The 18678-nt window shown below is 40.6% G+C and carries 14 protein-coding genes; 12 read left to right on the forward strand and 2 right to left on the reverse strand.

From position 1 onward, the window contains the following. Window positions 1-17 precede the first annotated feature (17 nt). On the reverse strand, window positions 18-4532 hold the full coding sequence (gene gltB / locus AAH582_RS03710) for a glutamate synthase large subunit (protein WP_046674106.1): 4515 nt from the start codon (window positions 4530-4532) through the stop codon (window positions 18-20). Window positions 4533-4835: 303 nt separating this feature from the next. Between gltB and AAH582_RS03715 the strand changes: the two genes are divergently transcribed. The 7 genes from AAH582_RS03715 to AAH582_RS03745 all read left to right on the forward strand — a co-directional run bounded on the left by AAH582_RS03715 (window position 4836) and on the right by AAH582_RS03745 (window position 11341). Beyond that, window positions 4836-5933: a mandelate racemase/muconate lactonizing enzyme family protein gene (locus tag AAH582_RS03715; protein ID WP_343321246.1), complete on the forward strand. Its 1098-nt coding sequence runs from the start codon at window positions 4836-4838 to the stop codon at window positions 5931-5933. A gap of 156 nt (window positions 5934-6089) precedes the next feature. Beyond that, window positions 6090-6398 (forward strand): hypothetical protein, encoded by a 309-nt coding sequence (locus tag AAH582_RS03720; RefSeq protein ID WP_046674104.1) that lies wholly within the window; start codon window positions 6090-6092, stop codon window positions 6396-6398. Between the two features lie 120 nt (window positions 6399-6518). Continuing rightward, complete coding sequence (locus AAH582_RS03725) at window positions 6519-7658, forward strand: hypothetical protein (protein WP_343321247.1); 1140 nt, start codon at window positions 6519-6521, stop codon at window positions 7656-7658. Further along, entirely contained in the window at window positions 7559-8644 is a 1086-nt protein-coding gene (locus AAH582_RS03730) for an outer membrane beta-barrel family protein (RefSeq protein ID WP_343321248.1), read from the forward strand. Before AAH582_RS03725 ends, AAH582_RS03730 begins: the two co-directional genes overlap by 100 nt. A gap of 140 nt (window positions 8645-8784) precedes the next feature. Then, entirely contained in the window at window positions 8785-9765 is a 981-nt protein-coding gene (locus tag AAH582_RS03735; protein ID WP_046674101.1) for a deoxyhypusine synthase family protein, read from the forward strand. A 189-nt stretch (window positions 9766-9954) separates the two neighbouring features. Next, window positions 9955-10617: a hypothetical protein gene (locus AAH582_RS03740; RefSeq protein ID WP_046674100.1), complete on the forward strand. Its 663-nt coding sequence runs from the start codon at window positions 9955-9957 to the stop codon at window positions 10615-10617. Window positions 10618-10765: 148 nt separating this feature from the next. Then, window positions 10766-11341 (forward strand): non-canonical purine NTP diphosphatase, encoded by a 576-nt coding sequence (locus AAH582_RS03745; RefSeq protein WP_343321249.1) that lies wholly within the window; start codon window positions 10766-10768, stop codon window positions 11339-11341. Between the two features lie 158 nt (window positions 11342-11499). On the opposite strand, the gene AAH582_RS03750 is transcribed toward AAH582_RS03745, so the two are convergent. Beyond that, window positions 11500-14028 carry an OstA-like protein gene (locus AAH582_RS03750; protein ID WP_343321250.1) on the reverse strand — a complete coding sequence of 843 codons (2529 nt, stop codon included), beginning with the start codon at window positions 14026-14028 and terminating at the stop codon, window positions 11500-11502. A gap of 99 nt (window positions 14029-14127) precedes the next feature. On the opposite strand from AAH582_RS03750, the gene tilS reads away from it, so the two are divergent. From tilS to AAH582_RS03775, 5 genes are all read left to right on the forward strand, one after another. After that, window positions 14128-15459 (forward strand): tRNA lysidine(34) synthetase TilS, encoded by a 1332-nt coding sequence (gene tilS / locus AAH582_RS03755; RefSeq protein WP_343321251.1) that lies wholly within the window; start codon window positions 14128-14130, stop codon window positions 15457-15459. Window positions 15460-15648: 189 nt separating this feature from the next. After that, window positions 15649-16143 (forward strand): hypothetical protein, encoded by a 495-nt coding sequence (locus AAH582_RS03760; protein WP_046674097.1) that lies wholly within the window; start codon window positions 15649-15651, stop codon window positions 16141-16143. Window positions 16144-16232: 89 nt separating this feature from the next. Next, on the forward strand, window positions 16233-16553 hold the full coding sequence (locus AAH582_RS03765; protein WP_046674096.1) for a DUF4834 family protein: 321 nt from the start codon (window positions 16233-16235) through the stop codon (window positions 16551-16553). Between the two features lie 33 nt (window positions 16554-16586). Next, window positions 16587-17690, forward strand: a complete 1104-nt coding sequence (gene recF, locus AAH582_RS03770; protein ID WP_046674095.1) for a DNA replication/repair protein RecF — start codon at window positions 16587-16589, stop codon at window positions 17688-17690. Then, window positions 17683-18009: a DUF721 domain-containing protein gene (locus AAH582_RS03775; protein ID WP_310082546.1), complete on the forward strand. Its 327-nt coding sequence runs from the start codon at window positions 17683-17685 to the stop codon at window positions 18007-18009. The genes recF and AAH582_RS03775 overlap by 8 nt, the downstream gene beginning before the upstream one ends. Window positions 18010-18678: the final 669 nt, after the last annotated feature.

The following is an 18678-nucleotide window of genomic DNA, read 5'->3' on the forward strand; positions in this document are numbered from 1 at the left end:
GATCTGTGCTTCCTATATTATGCTTCAACTAATTTTTGACGAATGACATTTTTGTATTCTCTCGGGAATACCTTAATGAATTTATTTTTTTCTCTTGACCAATTTTGTAGAATGAAATCTGCTCTACGGCTATTGGTGAGCAAGATATGACGTTTCAGTAAGGCGATAATTGCGGTTTCGTCTTCACTTTCCAATGGATCCAGGTCGACCATTTCCTGATTACAGTTTTCGCGGAAATCTTCATTAATGTCGTAGATCCACGCAATACCACCGCTCATTCCGGCAGCAAAGTTACGACCGGTTGCACCCAAGATCAGCGCACGCCCCCCTGTCATGTACTCACAGCCATGGTCACCGACACCTTCAACTACAGCTGTTGCCCCAGAGTTACGTACGGCGAAGCGTTCACCGGCCTGTCCGTTGACGAATAGATGCCCAGATGTGGCTCCAAATAGTGCAACGTTGCCAATAATGATATTATCTTCCGGCACTAGCGCACTTTCTGCAACTGGATAGATGGCTAACTGAGCTCCTGATAGTCCTTTTCCGACATAGTCATTGGCTTCACCTTGTAATTCAAATGAAAGACCTTTCGTTGAAAATGCACCAAAACTCTGTCCGGCAGAACCTTCAAATTTGAAATTGATGGTATTGTCTGGAAGACCTTCTGAACCATAAAGTTTTGAAATTTCATTGGACAGCATGGTTCCGATGGTACGGTCCGTGTTTTTTACTTTAAACGTGCCAAATACAGGCGTTTTGCTTTCTAAAGCCAACTTGGATTGTTTTAATAAGCCCCAATCCAAAATCATGGCCATACCGTGATCCTGCTCTTCGGTGTTGTATAACGATTGTCCAGGCTCGTTACGTTCCACATGTAGAATGTCTGTGAAATCAATTTTCTTAGCTTTCCAATGGTCTATATTTTCCCGTTTCTTTAAGAACTGAGCCCGTCCGACCATCTCGTTGATGGTGCGGAAACCAAGATAAGCCATCGTTTCACGGACTTCCTCTGCTAGGAAGGTAAATAAGTTGACAATATCTTCTGGTTTTCCAGAGAATAATTTACGCAGTTCTGGATCTTGCGTTGCAACACCCACAGGGCATGTATTCAAGTGGCATTTACGCATCATGATACAGCCACCGGCAACCAATGCTGCTGTAGATACGCCCCATTCCTCAGCGCCCAATAGTGTGGCGATGATGATGTCACGACCTGTTTTTACCTGACCGTCCGCCTGCAACACAACGCGACTGCGCAATTTGTTTTTAACAAGTGTCTGATGCGCTTCTGCAAGCCCTAATTCCCAAGGCAATCCAGCGTGTTTGATTGAACTGATCGGGGATGCACCTGTACCACCATCAAAACCTGCGATAAGAATCACGTCGGCATGGGCCTTCGCCACTCCGGCAGCAATGGTACCAACACCCGCTTTAGAGACCAACTTTACGTTGATTCTTGCTTGACGGTTAGCATTCTTTAGGTCAAAGATCAGCTGCGCTAAATCTTCGATGGAGTAAATATCGTGATGGGGTGGTGGTGAAATTAGACCGACACCCGGTGTAGAGTGTCTGGTTTTTGCAATCCAGGCATCCACTTTGGGGCCGGGTAATTGACCTCCTTCTCCCGGTTTGGCACCTTGCGCCATTTTGATTTGTAGTTCGTCTGCTTGTGTCAGATAGTTGGAAGTAACACCAAAACGAGCCGAGGCAACCTGTTTTATTGCCGAGCGCATAGAATCTCCATTTGGAAGCGGTTGATAACGCAATTCATCTTCGCCGCCTTCACCGGTGTTCGATTTTGCGCCGATGCGGTTCATGGCGATGGCAAGGGTGCTATGCGCTTCGTGAGAAATTGATCCAAAAGACATCGCGCCGGTTGCGAAACGTTTTAGAATTTCACTAGCAGGTTCTACTTGCTCCAATGGAATGGAGTTACGATGTTTTGCAAAGTCCAACAATCCACGAAGGGTAAACATGTGTTCTTTCTGCTCATTGATTTTCTGCGCGTATTTTTTATAGGTCGCATAGTCTCCAGTGCGACATGCCTGTTGCAATAGGTGAATCGTGTCTGGATTCCAAAGGTGGCCTTCACCACGACGTTTCCATTGATAAATACCGCCTTCTGGCAACAGATTTTGTGGAGTACGGCTTTTTTCAAATCCGCGCCAATGTTTTGAAAGAGCTTCTTTAGCCAGATCATCCAAGGTCATACCGCCGATACGTGAGACAGCTCCGCAAAAGAATTTATCGACAACAGACTTGTCAATACCAAGTACCTCAAAGATCTGTGCACCGTGGTAGGATTGCAATGTGGAGATCCCCATTTTGGAGAAAATTTTCAACAAACCATTGTTAACGGCTTTGACGTAATTTTTGGATAGTTCAGGCCAAGTCAGTTCGGTATCCAAGGTGTTTTGTTCCTTCATGGTACGGATACTTGCCAAGGCCATATAAGGATTGATCGCTGTGGCACCGAATGCCAATAGGCAGGCAAAATGGTGTACTTCCCAAGCATCACCGGCTTCGACCACTAGGCCTACAGCACCACGATTACCTGTTTTGATCAAGTGGTGATGGACTGCCGAAACAGCAAGTAATGAAGGTATAGCTGCATGTTTGGAGTCAATCGCACGATCCGAAAGAATGAGTACTTCAAAACCATCACGTACAGCATCATCCGCATAGCGGCACAAGCGTTCCAGACCGGCTTCCAATGATCCAGGTTTACCATCTGAGCGGAAGTAAGACTGGATGGTTTTTGCTTGGAACAATCCTGTATCGATCGAACGCAATTTCTCCAGTTCTTTGGAGGTCAGGATCGGATGCGGTAAGGTTACACAGTGACAGAATTTCTTGTCTTCGATTAGGATATTGCCTGCGTTACCGATAAATGTTGCTAAACTCATGACCAAGCGTTCGCGAATCGGATCGATCGGTGGGTTGGTTACTTGGGCAAAAAATTGCTTAAAATAACTTGAAATATGTTGTGGTTGATCGGAAAGAATGGCTAGCGGAACATCGGACCCCATGGAGCCTGTTGGTTCGTATCCTGTCAATGCCATTGGGGTCAGGATGGTTTCTAGATCCTCGCGGGAGAAACCAAATGTCTTTTGATATTTGAAAACAGAATCTTTGGAAAGATAGGTGTAGGTTACACGAGGTTCTTCCAGTTCTTCTAGCTTAATTTTATAGTTGTCCAACCAATCACTATAAGGCTGTTGGTTGATCAATTGATCTTTTACTTCGTTATCGGTGAGGATACGGCCTTGTTCCATGTCGACAAGGAAAATCTTGCCTGCTTGTTGACGGCCTTTTTTGATGATGGTAGACTCCTCGATCGGAAGTGCCCCTGCTTCAGAAGCAACAACGACGCGGTCGTCTGAGGTTACGGCATAACGTAGCGGGCGTAAGCCGTTGCGGTCTAATGTAGCACCAATATGCTTGCCATCGGTGAAGCAGAGTGCTGCAGGACCATCCCAAGGCTCCATCAAGGTTGCGTGATATTCGTAGAAAGCACGTTTTAAAGGATCCATTTGCGTATTGCCATCCCAAGCCTCAGGGACCAACATCAACATCACATGGGTGAGACTACGTCCGCTATGTAAAAGCAGCTCGGCTACATTGTCAAGGCAGGCTGAATCTGACTGACCACGGTCAACAATAGGAAGTAAGATTTCCATCTCTTCTTCCGTGAAATACGGCGATGATAAAGCGCGCATACCGGCGTAAAACCAATTCAGGTTACCTGTCAATGTATTGATCTCGCCATTGTGTGCCAGCATACGGAATGGCTGAGCGAGGGACCATGAAGGAAAAGTATTGGTGGAAAAGCGCGAGTGAACTAAGCCAAAAGCAGATACCACACGAGGATCGCGTAAATCAAGATAATAAGTTCCGACCTGGTATGTTGTTAATTGACCTTTGTAAATAATTGTTTTGCAAGAAAGCGATGCAAAGTAAAGAGGGAGAGGGTATTCTTGTTGTTGTTTAACTTTTTGAATGATCAGGCGACGTAGTACAAAAAGTTTGCGTTCAAATTCTTCAGTGTTTGAAACGCCGTCCGGTCTGCTGACAAAAAATTGGACTATTTCAGGTTCTGCACTGAGCGCTGTTGGTCCAATACCTTCACGATTGACTGGTACTGGACGGTAGCCAAGGAATTTCATACCCCTTTCTGCTGCCGCTTCCTCAATCAAATCCCGACATATTTTGTTCATGTCTTCTTCTTTTGGAAGAAAGACCATACCTGTGCCATAATAACCTGGCTCTTCCAATTGTATACCCAAGTTGATACATTCTTCCCATAAAAATTCATGGGGAAGCTGGATCATGATACCCGCTCCATCACCGCTTTCTGGGTCACAGCCACAAGCACCACGGTGCTCCATATTCTCCAACATGGTTAATGCATCTTTTACTTGTGCGTGTGATTTATTCCCTTTGATATGGGCGACAAAGCCTACCCCACAGGCGTCATGCTCAAAATTAGGGTCGTAGAGGCCCTCCGTTTTCGGTCTTTGTTGAATCATCTTTCCTTTTCAAATATTATACATTGCTAATATAGGAATAAAAAACGGAAATATTGTAAATATTCTAATGAAAATGTATTTAGTTTGATTTTATCATTTCTTTTGATATGTTTTGTTGCCGATATTGTATTTGATGTTCGCCGCAGTCAATTCAGTTTGATGCATCGCTGAATAATGCAACATTTGGCAATATTTTTTGTGGGATTTGGAAAAATCATCCCAAGATTGCAAGAATATATATAAATTAGGCAAAGTATTGCATATCCTTTATGCTGTATCGACATGGCTTAACTAAAGAGTGAGATGAAAATAACTGAAATTGAAATTTATCGACTAAGCATTCCTATGGAACCTTTTGTTATCGCAACAGGGACGATGGATTATGCGCAAAATACTTTTATACGTATATATACAGATGCTAATGTATATGGTGTGGGCGAATGTTCTGCCTTTCCGATGATCGTAGGAGAAACACAAGATACTTGTTTAATTCTGGCACGGGATTTTGCAAAGATTTGGAAGGGGCGCGATCCTTTGGCCATCGAAGAGCGTTTGGCAGAACTGGACTTATATATCGCCGGTAACAAGACGATCAAATCAGCTTTTGATATGGCCTTGCATGATCTGGCGGCCAAACATGCTGGTCTGCCACTTTATCAATTTCTAAAGGGAGCGAAGCGAGAGATTACGACAGATATCACCTTGGGAATTGCATCTCCAGAAGAGATGGCGTTGAAAGCAAAACGTTTACAGAGCGAAGGTGCGGTCATGTTGAAAGTTAAGTTGGGAAAGGATCCAAAAACAGATATTGCGCGTATACGTGAAATACGTAAGGCTGTTGGATTCGAAATGCCTATTCGTGTTGATGCAAACCAAGGCTGGTCTTATGAGGAGGCATTAGAAGCATTACAGGGGTTGGAACCTTATAAGATACAATTTTGCGAGCAACCGATGCGTACATGGGACGACGAATATTTACCGCAATTGCGTGCAGAAACAATTGTTCCCGTGATGGCGGATGAATCCGTTTATTCTCACCATGACGCAGAGCGTCTCTGCAAAGCGGATGCTTGCGATTATATCAATATTAAATTCTCGAAATCAGGAGGCATACAGGAAGCTTTGAAAATTAATCAGATCGCAAAGGAATATGGTATTACTTGTATGATTGGTGGCATGTTGGAATCTCGCTTGGCTTTGGCTGCTAAAGTACATTTCGCTTATGCCGCACCGAATGTCAAGTTTTTTGATCTGGACACTTGTATGGTTGGCCATCGGGAGGACCCTGTTATTGGGGGGATTCAATATGACGGATACAAAATACATATCTCAGACCAAATTGGAATCGGAGCAGATATGGAACAGACATTTTTAGATCAATGCGAGAAATGGATCATTTAAATTGAAAAAATATGAATAGTATGAATTGGGGAATAGGGATGCAAGAGATTGTTGTCCTAATTATTATCGTTATTTTTTTGGTAGCGGCATATCTGTTTTTCTCTAAGTTGCTGAAAAAGTAGGTTTTAATGACCTTTTTTTGATTGAGTTCCTTCTATGAACTTATTTTTCAGTGTAAAGAGCAAACAATCTCTTCCTATACGAATATTATATCAGTCGGGGGTTAGTCATACGATGCTAGAAGAGCTTAATCGCAAATTTGCGTTTAGTTTGGGCCAAATGTTGCAACAGAATGGACTGGCTGCAGGTACTCCAGCGATAAATACAAAGCTTGCAATTTTACGCGGTGCTAAAATACCGGCGCTTCTCCTTGAGCTGGATAACATCAATGCCATTGATAAAAACGTAAAACCTGAATTTATCCATAAACTAGCCCAGGCTATAGACCAAAGCTTTGAAGACTAAGCGCTAATTTTAGTAGATATCATGAAGTTTAGGATGCTTATAGGGTTATCCATGGCATTGCCATGTCTGTTATCGGCGCAAATAGTCCCCAAAACTAAACAGCAATTAACCGACAGCACGATGCTGCGAAATACTGGATCCGATTCAAGGAGGATAGATACAGTGCTTGTTGAGGGATCAGGGCCTCTCGAACAGCAACTTTTGGATCGGGTCCGTATTCGAACGGGCAGCAATCCCGTTTTATTGAATGGAAATACGTTGGCTGTTTTAAATGCCATTCCGAGTATACAGGTAGACGAATTGGGCAATTTTTCTTTACAGGGAAAAACGGGCGTGTTGATTACCGTCAACGGCAAGGAGACCTATCTCACCGGAACCTCTTTGATCGCCTATTTAAAATCTATCCCGGCAAGCTCTTTAGAGAGCATTGATCTCATGACCATTCCACCAGCAAAATGGAGTGCGGAAGGGGCTGGTGGAGTAATTGATATTCGTATCAAAAAGGATGTCCTGAAAGGTCTAACAGGAAATGTTTTTTTAGGAGCATCAAAAGGAAGGCTTTGGAAGTATAATAATGGCGTGGGGCTGCAGTATGGAATGAAGAAATGGACCTTAAACTCCAGTTTTTCCGTTGCACGCTCTTCGAATTATTTTGATGTTGACCGTAGGCGTGAACTTGCGTATCGTGAACATGTTCATTATATGATCGGACAGCTGAATAAAGAGACGAATAGCACGCAGGAATTAAATGGTCGTTTGGGCATGAATTATCGAATCGACAAGCATTCGTCTATTGAATTGAACTGGAATTATCTTCGCAATAATTATGAGGAGATAGGCGTCTATCAAAATGATTTTTCAGCCGATGGAACATTGGAGCAATCCACTGCTTCAACTAGTAACCTGGGAAATCCGCTGCATAGAAATAGTATAAATCTTCACTATGATTTTGCTGGGGAAAATAAGGGTAAAGTGCTGCAGTTCGATGTTGATTATTTGCGGTACAGCAGTATTCGGAAACAGGACTTGAAGACAAAGACCATACCTTTTTTTTCTGACCAACAAGAGCAGCAGCAATTTTTGCGCTCAAATAACCCCTTCTCTGTTGACCTCTTTGGCTTCCGGGGGACGTTCAACGGAAACTTGATGGGCCCTTCTCTATGGAGGCAGGTTTTCAGGCGAATCGTTCTCAACGTCAATCGCATGGGCATTATCAAAAAGGAGAAAAAGAGTACGCACTGGCCGACGATGATAGCCTAGAAAATACGGTTAAACAAACCGAATACCTGGAAGCTGTTTATACGGATTTTCAGCTAAAACTTGCGCAATGGGAGATTAAATTAGGTGTATGTGCTGAATACACACAATTTCAGACGAAAATTGACTACATAAATCAAAATGTACATGGAAGAAATCAAATATTCAATCTATTCCCGACTGTATTTGGAATTTATCGAATGGCTAAAAATATGGATCAAGCGGTACAGCTAGGGTATGGACGAAGAATATCAAGACCTAATTATCAAGATTTAAACCCTTCGATTTTCTTTTTCGATCCAAGCACAAGCTATCAGGGGAATGCGCAGCTTTCCGCTCAATTGTCAGATAATATGGATCTTAAATATGGTCATGGTCAAAAATGGAATATTGGGATTTCTTTGATCAATCACCACAATTATATCTCCATGGTCCATCAGCTTAGTGCGCAAAATTATATGCAAACCTATCAGAATATTGCCGATGTTAAGAGTTCTGCTATCTCGATGAATATGGGAGGAAAAGCCATTGCTAAAAATATGATGCTTTATAGTTTCGGTCAGCTTCAATATATACATTATAAAAATTTCCCAACAGCGTTGAATGATCTTCTGATCGATCGGGGAATTTGGTCCTTTCAGACTAATTTAATGATGCAGTTAAAGTTACCTTATCAGCTGACTGTAAATTGGACAAACTCATACAGGACTAATGTGCTTTATGCGCAGACCGTTATAAAACCTTTATATGAAATGCATCTGGCGGCCAACAAGCAATTTTCGAATGCGTTCAGTCTTGCGCTGACAGCACGAGATCTGTTCCATAGCCGGGTTTTGAAACGAGAGATTTTGGGACAGGGATTCAACATTTATTCTAAAACAGTGGTTGATTCAAGAACTATTGGCCTAAATTTTAACTATACATTTGGCCTTTACAAAAAGCAAAAGATCAAACAGACGTCGATTGAAGGAGAAGTGTCACGTTTATAAGCACAACTTAGGAATACCATTCCTTTTACATTTGTTAAAAAAATTTGGTCTATACGTGTTTTGAATCTCTATTGGGACGAAAATAGATTATATTCAGTACCTTTGCGGTACTTATTATTTTATAAAAGTTAGAAAATATCATGAGTACTCAAAAAGGACCTATTTCTCAATTTATTGAGCATAATTACCGTCACTTTAACGCAGCTGCATTAGTAGACGCTGCAAAAGGTTACGAGGAGCATCTGTTGGATGGTGGAAAAATGTTGATCTCTTTGGGAGGTGCAATGTCTACTGCCGAATTGGGTGTTTCTTTAGCAGAAATGATCCGTCAAGATAAAGTACACTTTATTTCTTGTACTGGTGCCAATTTGGAAGAGGACGTGATGAACCTTGTCGCACACTCACACTACAAAAGAATTCCGAATTATAGAGATTTGACAGCTGAGCAAGAAAGAGAGCTATTGGATAATCACTATAATCGTGTTACAGATACTTGTATTCCAGAAGAGGAAGCTTTTCGTCGTTTGCAGAAACATCTTGAAGATGTTTGGCATGCTGCTGAGGCTAAAGGTGAGCGTTACTTACCACATGAGTTTCTTTATCAGGTTGTTAACTCTGGTGTGTTGGAGCAATATTATGAAATCGACCCAAAAGATTCTTGGATTGTTGCTGCTGCTGAGAAAAATTTACCAATTGTATGTCCGGGATGGGAAGATTCAACGACGGGTAATATCTTCGCTTCCAATGTGATCAAAGGTAAATTGAAAGCGAGTACGGTTAAATCTGGTATTGAGTACATGATTTACTTGACAGAGTGGTACCGTAACAACTCCGCAGGTAAAGGTGTTGGATTTTTCCAAATCGCAGGTGGTATTTCTGGTGACTTCCCAATTTGTGTTGTTCCGATGATGTATCAAGATCTTGAATGGGAAGAAGTACCTTTTTGGGCTTATTTCTGTCAGATCTCTGATTCAACAACTTCGTATGGTTCTTACTCAGGCGCTGTTCCAAACGAGAAAATCACTTGGGGTAAATTAGATATTGATACACCTAAATTTATCGTAGAATCTGACGCGACGATCGTTGCGCCATTAATTTTCTCGTATATCTTAGGTCATTAATCTTTTTGACATACAGCAGGGGCTATCCAAAGGTTGGATAGCCCCTTTTTTATGAGATTTTATATTTGTTACCTGGCACTATCGTTTCTAATGTTCCGTTCGCGAAAGGTTTGGCTTGACTTATTAGACGGCTTTTTTTTTCTTTTCCCTTTTCTTCTTTATCTTTACTGGCTAATATTTCTTTTCTAGATGAGCAATCTTATAACAGATAATCCCGTTGCACTTCAGGCCTTAATGGATGAAACCATCTTTGGAAACGGTTTTGACTTTCAAGCCGATCTGTCTGTACATCCAATGCCGGAGGAGAACGGTACTCCAGTGCAGTCTGCTGGACCCACCTCATCTGCGAGGCAAGATACCTCCTATGTAGCGGTAGGATTAGGAGCAGAACAAAAAGCTGTAGGTATTGAACCTGAAAGGGGGCTTCCTGATGCTGTTAACGATCTTGAAGTGCGCGGTGGCGAATTTATCTATCAGGGGAATAAAGAAAAGGGGATACTTTTTATTTTGCGCTACGAGCAATATCCCTACTTTTCTCCCGCAGCATTGGACGCTTTTGAAAAAACAATTGGTGCCTTGAAATTGACTAAAGAGACCGTTGCGGTACTCAATTTGGCAAATCCCCATAATCCGAATGATTTTAAGCGTATTATGCAGTTTTTTCAACCGACTAAGATTATTTTGTTGGGTGTCGAACCGGCCTCGCTGAAATTACCTTTTATTGAACATAATTCCTATATGAAAGGCCGTATTGCAACGGTTTTTAATACGTTCAGTTTTGAAGAGATGTTTGTCGATGTGAATAAAAAGAAGCTGTTCTGGAACGAATTTAAGACCTTTATTGTTGCCTGATTTTTATCAGATACTTGTTCTGAATAAAAATTGGGGTTTAATGCTTATTTTTGGGGGCGTGACTTCATGGAAAGATAGTAACATACTACAAGGTGAGGAGCACTGTCAACAAAGAGAAAGAACAAACAAAAAGCTAAATTTGAAGAAGATGCTAGAACTTGTATTTGCAACCAATAATGCCCATAAGCTGGAAGAAGTCCAAGCGATCGTAGGAAATGCTTTTATCATTAAGAGTTTAAACGATATTGACTGTCAGGATGATATTCCAGAAACAGGAGTAACCTTTGAGGAAAATGCACAACAGAAAACAGACTATTTGGTTAATAAGTATGGTCTTTATTGTTTTGGTGATGACTCAGGTTTAGAGATAGACGCATTGAATGGCGAACCGGGAGTCTATTCAGCACGTTATTCGGGATCAAGGGATATGGAAAAGAATATTGATCTTGTCCTACAAAAATTAGGCGATAACCCCAATCGTATAGCGCGATTCAAAACAGTTATTTCATTGTATTTGAATGAGCAGCAGCACTTTTTTGAAGGCAGTATCGAGGGGAAAATTATTGAAGAACGTAGAGGTATTGATGGCTTTGGTTATGATCCCATTTTTATTCCGAATGGCTATGATAGGACGTTTGCAGAAATGACAGCGGCAGAAAAAAATAGCATTAGCCATCGAGCGATTGCTGTTGGTAAACTTGCTACATATTTAAAAACGAAATAGGTTAATAACTACCTCATTTGAGTTATAAATAGAAATTTTCATTTCTCTGAGCTAAGGGATGAGTGCGTCTGATACGATCAGGAGATAGTCTTAAATTAAAAAAGCAGCGCAAAACAATTTGTTTTGCGCTGCTTTTTTGTGCGAATCAGTATTGGCGGTTATTTAGCTTTTACTTTTGTTTGAATACTATCTTGAGCAGGTATTATCGTTGACTTACGACTTGTCGAGTCGGACTTCGCAGCTAGCTTGTCGGTTGCGGTCTTTACATTTGTTTTTTTAGCGTTAACTTTATCTGTTGTTTCGGATGGCTTAGCCATTTGGGTGACAGCGCTTGTCTTATTGTTTGCAGCGTCCACCTCATTTTCTTTCTCGGGCGTTTCGTTAGCACCGGCTTTCTTGTCGGCCCCTTTTTTCGGGGTAGCGGTTTTATCGCCTTTTTTGATAGATTTCATTGTTCCTGATTCTTCACTTTCCGGTGTAGCTGGTACAGTAAAGGATGTTTTTGATAGATCCCTTTTGCGATTCAATAAATCATTTTTCGATTTAGGTCTGTCTTCGGGACGCCAGGTGAAATTCGGAAGAAACTCCTTGTCGGCAGTGACTTCAGCAATAGGATAGACTTTTCCATCTACCTTCCGAATGGAAACATATTCCTTCAACTTATTATCTTCCATCAAGATCTTGAAACGACTGCTTCGATCATGGATAAGTTCCGTGGTTACGTTGGTCTTTTCATCAATATTGTAGAAGATATTTTCTGCGTTGCCATCGACAAATAGGCGTTCCATGCGGTTATTGGTGAAAAAGCTGGTAATTTTACGACCTTTAATCTGGTTAAATTTCAAGGAGTCGCTTGTTGCGTTTACCATGAAAGCGTTACCGACGAGTAGCGAATTGTCCAATTTCTGATTCTTAACCTGTAGGAATATGGTGTCTCCGGAGATTTGTGAGTTTTCGGCCCACATCATTGGTTTTCCCATCAGTCTGAACATGGAGTCTTGCATGCCATAATACATAGAATCTGCTACAGCTTGCAGGTCTGATTTAAATAATCGGGCATTATAGTAGGCCTTTATAATCCGTGTTTTAGCTGTATCCTGGGCGAGGGAATCCCGTTTACCCTGTTGGGCATTTTTTAACGCTGCTCCCATCAGTTTATCGGATTCACCACCTTTTGGGATGATCGCTTTTTTACGCAATACACTATCAGCCTTGAGGTTTTTTTCAATTTCTATCTTGTTTTGGTCACCGACAATAGCTGTTGTTTTCTTTGGCACATTCGGCTTCTTATTTGTCAGGCTATCTTGTGCTTTCTTTATACCCTTTTCAATAACCGGTTTGCCAGTATCCTTTTTATGCAAGCTATCGATGCTTTTTTGAAGACCGTCCGCTGCGGTTTTTGAAGTGCCTGTAGAGTCAATCTGTAATGAGGTTGAATCTTTATCGCCATAATCGACCTCGTTATCATCCTCAATAGCCCCACCTTCGCGATTCAGTTTAAAATCTCTTGCAACATAATCTCTGCGAAATATCATTTGCGAGAAGAGGGTGTCGGCTGTCATAAAAACAGAATCTACCTGTGAATCAGACTTGAGCGGTTGATTTTTGTTGTCTTTAATGTTTTTACCCGGATTTTCCTTTTCTTCCAGCACAACTTCCGATGTGCCTTTCTTTGGTTTGAGCTCATCTTGGTGTTGTTCTTTTACAATCTTCCTCACTTCTTTAGCTTCTTTTTTTAGCTCTTTCTCCGATTTTTGTTGGGCAGGAGACAAAGAAGATGCAGAATCTTGTTGTGTTGAATCTTTTTTGACAACTGAAATGATCAGGGGTTTGTCTGTCATTGTAATGGATTCGTTCCTGCCATTGTACAGACCAAATCCCCCATAGGCATAAAATTTGTCCAGGGTGTCAACGAAGACCACATTTTTTACGGCTTTACCGATGCCTACTTGTCTATCGTAGAAAAGGCTGTCTCCCTTAAGAAACTTTGTCCCTTCTGTATAGAGGTTGTTCTTAGAGAAATAAGCCTGACCCGTTGCCATATGGTATCGGCCTTTTTCAGTATATAGGTTTTCCCCTTTATTTCCTTTGATATTTGTGGGACCGTAGAAATCGGTAATGCGCGTATTACCATTATATTTCATGGAATCTGTGTAGACTTTTACATTGGTTGACCGGACTACAACTTTTTGGTTGAAATAGGATTCTCCTGTATTTTCGAAATAGGTAGCGCGCTGGCTGGTAATTGTATCGCTTCCTGATAGAATGCGCCCGCCGCTGTAATAATTGCCGATTTTACTTCGCATATTATAGACAAGATGATCGGTTGTCAGTACAGACCCGCTGGTACTGACCATGCGAACTGCTCCCGTAAGCGTAGCGAGCTGCATTGCTGCTTCGTAATGTAATTTATTGGAAAATATCTGTGTACCGTCGGGCTGCGTGATGATTACATTCCCAAAAGCTTCAAAAAATTGTCGGCCAATGTTGTCTTTATGTAAATAGCCACTATCTGATGATAGTGTGGAACCCACGTGTTCATAGACTGGACGGTAAAACAAAATATTGCCGTCTTTCCCAGTAATAATATGGGATGAAGAAAGAAGCTTTAGTTCATCCTGTTTCTGAGCTTGTACCGACAAGCCAGTTAAAATAAATACAATAAGCGTATAAATGTATTGTTTCACAAGGGCAAAAATATGGATTTTAATTGCTACTTTACTGGATTTCACAAATTTTAAGAGTTGAATTTATCATTCGGACAAAATATACCGTAACTTTGTTCTATGAATGTGTTGGAAAGACTAATGGGCTATATTGAAAAGGAGCATTTGTTGATGCCTCATGATAAAATATTGCTTACGGTAAGTGGGGGAAAGGACTCAATGTTAATGGCACATTTATTTACAAAAGCGGGGTATACCGTGGCCATTGCACATTGCAATTTTCAATTGAGAGGGACTGAATCTGAGGAGGATGAAGCTTTAGTTCGGAAATTTGCAGTGGAAAATAGTGTTCCAATATATGTGAAGCACTTTGATACGAAAGCTTACGCTAAGGAGCATCAGATTTCGATTCAGATGGCGGCCAGGGAACTTCGTTATGCTTGGTTTGAGAAATTGCGCCATGAACTGCAGTTCGATCGAATTGCAGTAGCTCAGCATCTGAACGATCATATCGAAACGGTACTCCTGAACCTTTCACGTGGAACTGGTCTCCAAGGTCTCCAGGGTATTTTCCCTATCCGGGAACGCATCATTCGGCCGCTACTTTTTCTGAAGGCAAGCGAAATTGAACATTTTGTTAAGATGTATGGGATTGCCTATCGAGACGATCAATCCAACTTTTCAACAAAATATGCGCGTAATAAGATTAGGATTGATATCATCCCACATTTTAAAAAACTTCAGCCAGATTTTGAAACGGTTTTCGAGCAGAATATCAATCATTTTAAAGAGTCCTACCAGCTGCTGCAACAATTTGTGGAGCCTATTCGGAAAAAACTGTTTTACCCTATAGACGAGGGTTGGGGAGTTCGGAAAGAAGATCTGGAACCCTATATGGATAATTTACCTTTGCTCTATGAGTTGTTTTCGGCTTTTAATTTTTCAAAGGCGGTGCTAAGTGATCTCCAATATGCATGGGTGAGGGAATCGGGACGAATTTTCCAATCCGATTGTTACCATATGCTTTTGGATAGAAACGAACTTTTTATTCGGGAAAAGGAATTTATATCTCCCGATGAAGCTTTAATCACCTCCGAAACGTCGACTGTGGAGTGGAAACAATACTGTTTTCATGCCCATATTTCTACGGATATAGCTATTGTTAAATCGCGTGATGTCGCGAAGTTGGACTATGATTTATTGGTTTTTCCACTCACGATCCGATCATGGAAAGTTGGAGATTGCTTTTATCCTTTAGGTATGGAAGGACGTAAGAAGCTCAGTGATTTTTTTATCAATAAAAAGATCAGCTTATTCGAAAAGGAAAATATTCCGATCCTTGTCAATGGAAACGGAGATATCCTTTGGGTGGCCAATTATCGCATGGACAATCGTTATAAAATTACCGCCAATACAAAAAAAGTCCTTACTTTAGTTTGTGGAATTGATTAGCAGGAAAATGACTGATGCTAATCAGCGCGAAGGGTCTCTGTTTAGAGAAGCATGCCATATGGTTGATAGTTCATACGATGGGGCCTGGAGGTGATAAAATCTATAGCAGTAAAAACGAAGTTATTGAGGAGCTCAACTATTAGAAAACAATGGTGCGAGGCTCCACATGCATAGCTAAATCTTAAATAAATGAAACAAGGTGTACTCTATTCGGAAAATCAATATTTAGGTCGTGATCGGGTTTGGATAAGCGTGCGTTTGGTGCTCGTGCTTTTTTGCTTTACGGCATTTTATCTGAATTTGGATCACCTGATATCCAGTCAGTTGTTCTTTATTGTAGGAGTAGGCATTATCATCACGTCCATCGTCATGATGTATATGGTATTATTTCGTACGGAAGTATTTCAAGATCATGTTCTCATCAGTGGACTTTGGTCTACCCGGGTCGTCAAAATTGATCTTGCCTCTATTACTAAGATTGAAAAGGCACCTTATAGTACCTTCTTTTTCAATAATCCAGTTTACAATCTGCACACAAAAGGAAAGATCAAATTCTTTGCTGGTGGTAAAAATGCTGTTTTTTTAACGGATAAAGATGGTTTAACCTATGTGTTGGGAACACAGCGCCAGGAAGAGCTCTACCGAATTATTATGGAAGCAAAAGGGCGATTAGGAAAGTCTTAAAATTTGTTAATAAATTCTTATCTGACATTTTAAAGACAACAGTTTATCGAGTTATTGGTTAAATTTGAGAAAATAGCAACGAATTAACTATGGCATTTTTAAAATTTATACTTATTACATTCGCTGTTTACTTTGTAATAAGATTCTTATTTAGATTATTTTTACCATTTGCAATGCGTAAAGCGGCTGAGAAGTTGATGAAGAAAGCGCAGCAGCAGGGTGGAACATACGGTAGTCAAGGATCAGGCGGTACATTTTATTATGAATTTAATGGTCAGGGACAACAGGAAAGTAAAAAATCTCAGCCCGAAGGAAAGGTACATGTCGATTATATTCCACCGAAAGAAAGCCCTGACCGCAAAGGGACCGAAACCGCTGGTGAGTTTGTGGATTTTGAGGAAATAAAATAATTTTTAGCAATCCAAATAGCGTATCTTTGTGCTATGTGGCTGAAGCAACTTTCTGTTCTAAATTTCAAGAATTACTCGGAATCATCTTTGGAATTTCTTCCCGAGGTAAATGCGTTTACAGGTAATAATGGTGTTGGTAAAACCAATCTTTTGGATGCAATTCACTATTTATCACTCTGCAAAAGTTATTTTAATCCAATTGATTCGCAGCATATTAAATCAGGCAATGACTGGTTTATGGTACAGGGCGAATTTGATAAAGAATCAATTAGTGATTTCATTTCTTGCAGCCTAAAAAAAAATCAGAAAAAACAATTTAAAAAAAATAAGAAGGATTATCCCCGATTGGCTGATCATATCGGATTATTTCCTTTGGTCATGATATCCCCAAATGATAGTATCATTGTAACAGATGGGAGTGAGGAGCGGAGAAAGTTTGTGGATAACGTGATTTCCCAAACAGACAATAAATATCTAGATACCCTAATTATCTATAATAAGTTTTTAGCTCAACGTAATAGCCTCCTTAAACAAGCGCGTCAAACCAGTGTATTAGATCTTGGCCTAATCGAAATTCTCAATTTTCAACTTGAAGAAGTAGGAAATATTATTTTCCATAAAAGGAGGTCTTTTATGGAAGAGTTTCAGCCCGAGTTTGACCGACACTATCAGTTCCTTACCGAGGATGCAGAATCGGTACAATTACACTATGAGTCCCCTTTAATGACTGAGTCTTTTCTTACTATTTTGGAGAAGAATTTGGAACGTGACCGTATCCTGGAACGTACGACTCAGGGAATACATAAGGATGATCTGATCTTTACGATCCATGGTGGAATGCCTTTAAAGAAGTTTGGTTCTCAGGGCCAGCAAAAATCTTTTCTAATTGCGCTAAAACTTGCACAGTATTCTTATTTGCAGCAGAAAAAGGGGTTTAAACCTTTACTTCTTTTGGATGATATCTTTGATAAGCTTGACGATCGCCGAACACATAAATTGATGCAGATGGTTTCGGAAGATGACTTTGGCCAAATTTTTCTGACCGATACGGATTCGACACGAATTCAAAGAATCTTTGATGAAATCAACCGTCCCGTTCGTATATTTGATATTGAAGGAGGACAAGTCAATGTATAAGAAGCAAGTTAAAAAGAGCCTGGAATTTATTCGTTCAAGCGACGATATGACAATTAAGGAAGGGGTTGAACGTCTTTTGGAGGCATACAAACTGCGAAGGAAATTTGATGAGACCTCGATCGCATCGGTGTGGCCCCAGTTGATCGGGAAAGCTATTGCTAATCGCACGCAACAGCTCTATGTCCGCGATAAAAAACTGTTTGTACGTGTGGAGTCTGCCGTTATTAAGAATGAATTGGCGCTGATGCGCAGACAAATCCTAGGGCGGGTAAATGAATATGTGGGTCACGTCATTATTGAGGAAGTTGTGATTTTATAAAACCTCCTTTCACGTTAGAGCAACTCTTTTAAGATTTTTTTCCTACATCTGGGCTAGTGCCTTAAAACTTTTCTCAAACTTCGAGCGTATTGGATTAAAAGAGTATTCTCATTGACGCGACAGCAGAAGAGGTATGGAGCCCAACTATCAAACAGTTTGAAAAGCAACCGGTCGGAAATGCATAGGTTAGATTTGTCCAAGGTGAATTGTTTTGGATTGTTTTTTCCTTTTCTAGGAAAACTACTTATAGAAACAAAGCGCAGATATGGCCTTTTCAACATAGCGATAAAAAGACGGATAGCATATAGTTCTTAACTTTCCACAGGGATCTGTTAATATAGTATTTTTATAAACACGCTATTTAACAAATTTGTCGATAACCGCTTATTTATACACATTTTTATGTGTATAACCCCTTAGTTTTGCACATTTTGTCATTTTTTAGAAACCTTACACTTTGTGTTATTAACAGTTTCATGTTGATAAGTGGTTACTTGTACACATTTTATGTTAATGTGCATAGGCCATTAAGCTACTTATTAACATTTTCTGTGTTAATAAGTAGCTTATTTTGTTAATAAGTATATTGACGGGAGTAGTTTATGCACAAATTACCAACAATGTTGTTGAAGGAGATTTTGAAACTTAGTTAAGAAACTTAGTTAAGAA

Source organism: Sphingobacterium multivorum (genome assembly GCF_039511225.1).
Classification (GTDB): Bacteria; Bacteroidota; Bacteroidia; order Sphingobacteriales; family Sphingobacteriaceae; genus Sphingobacterium.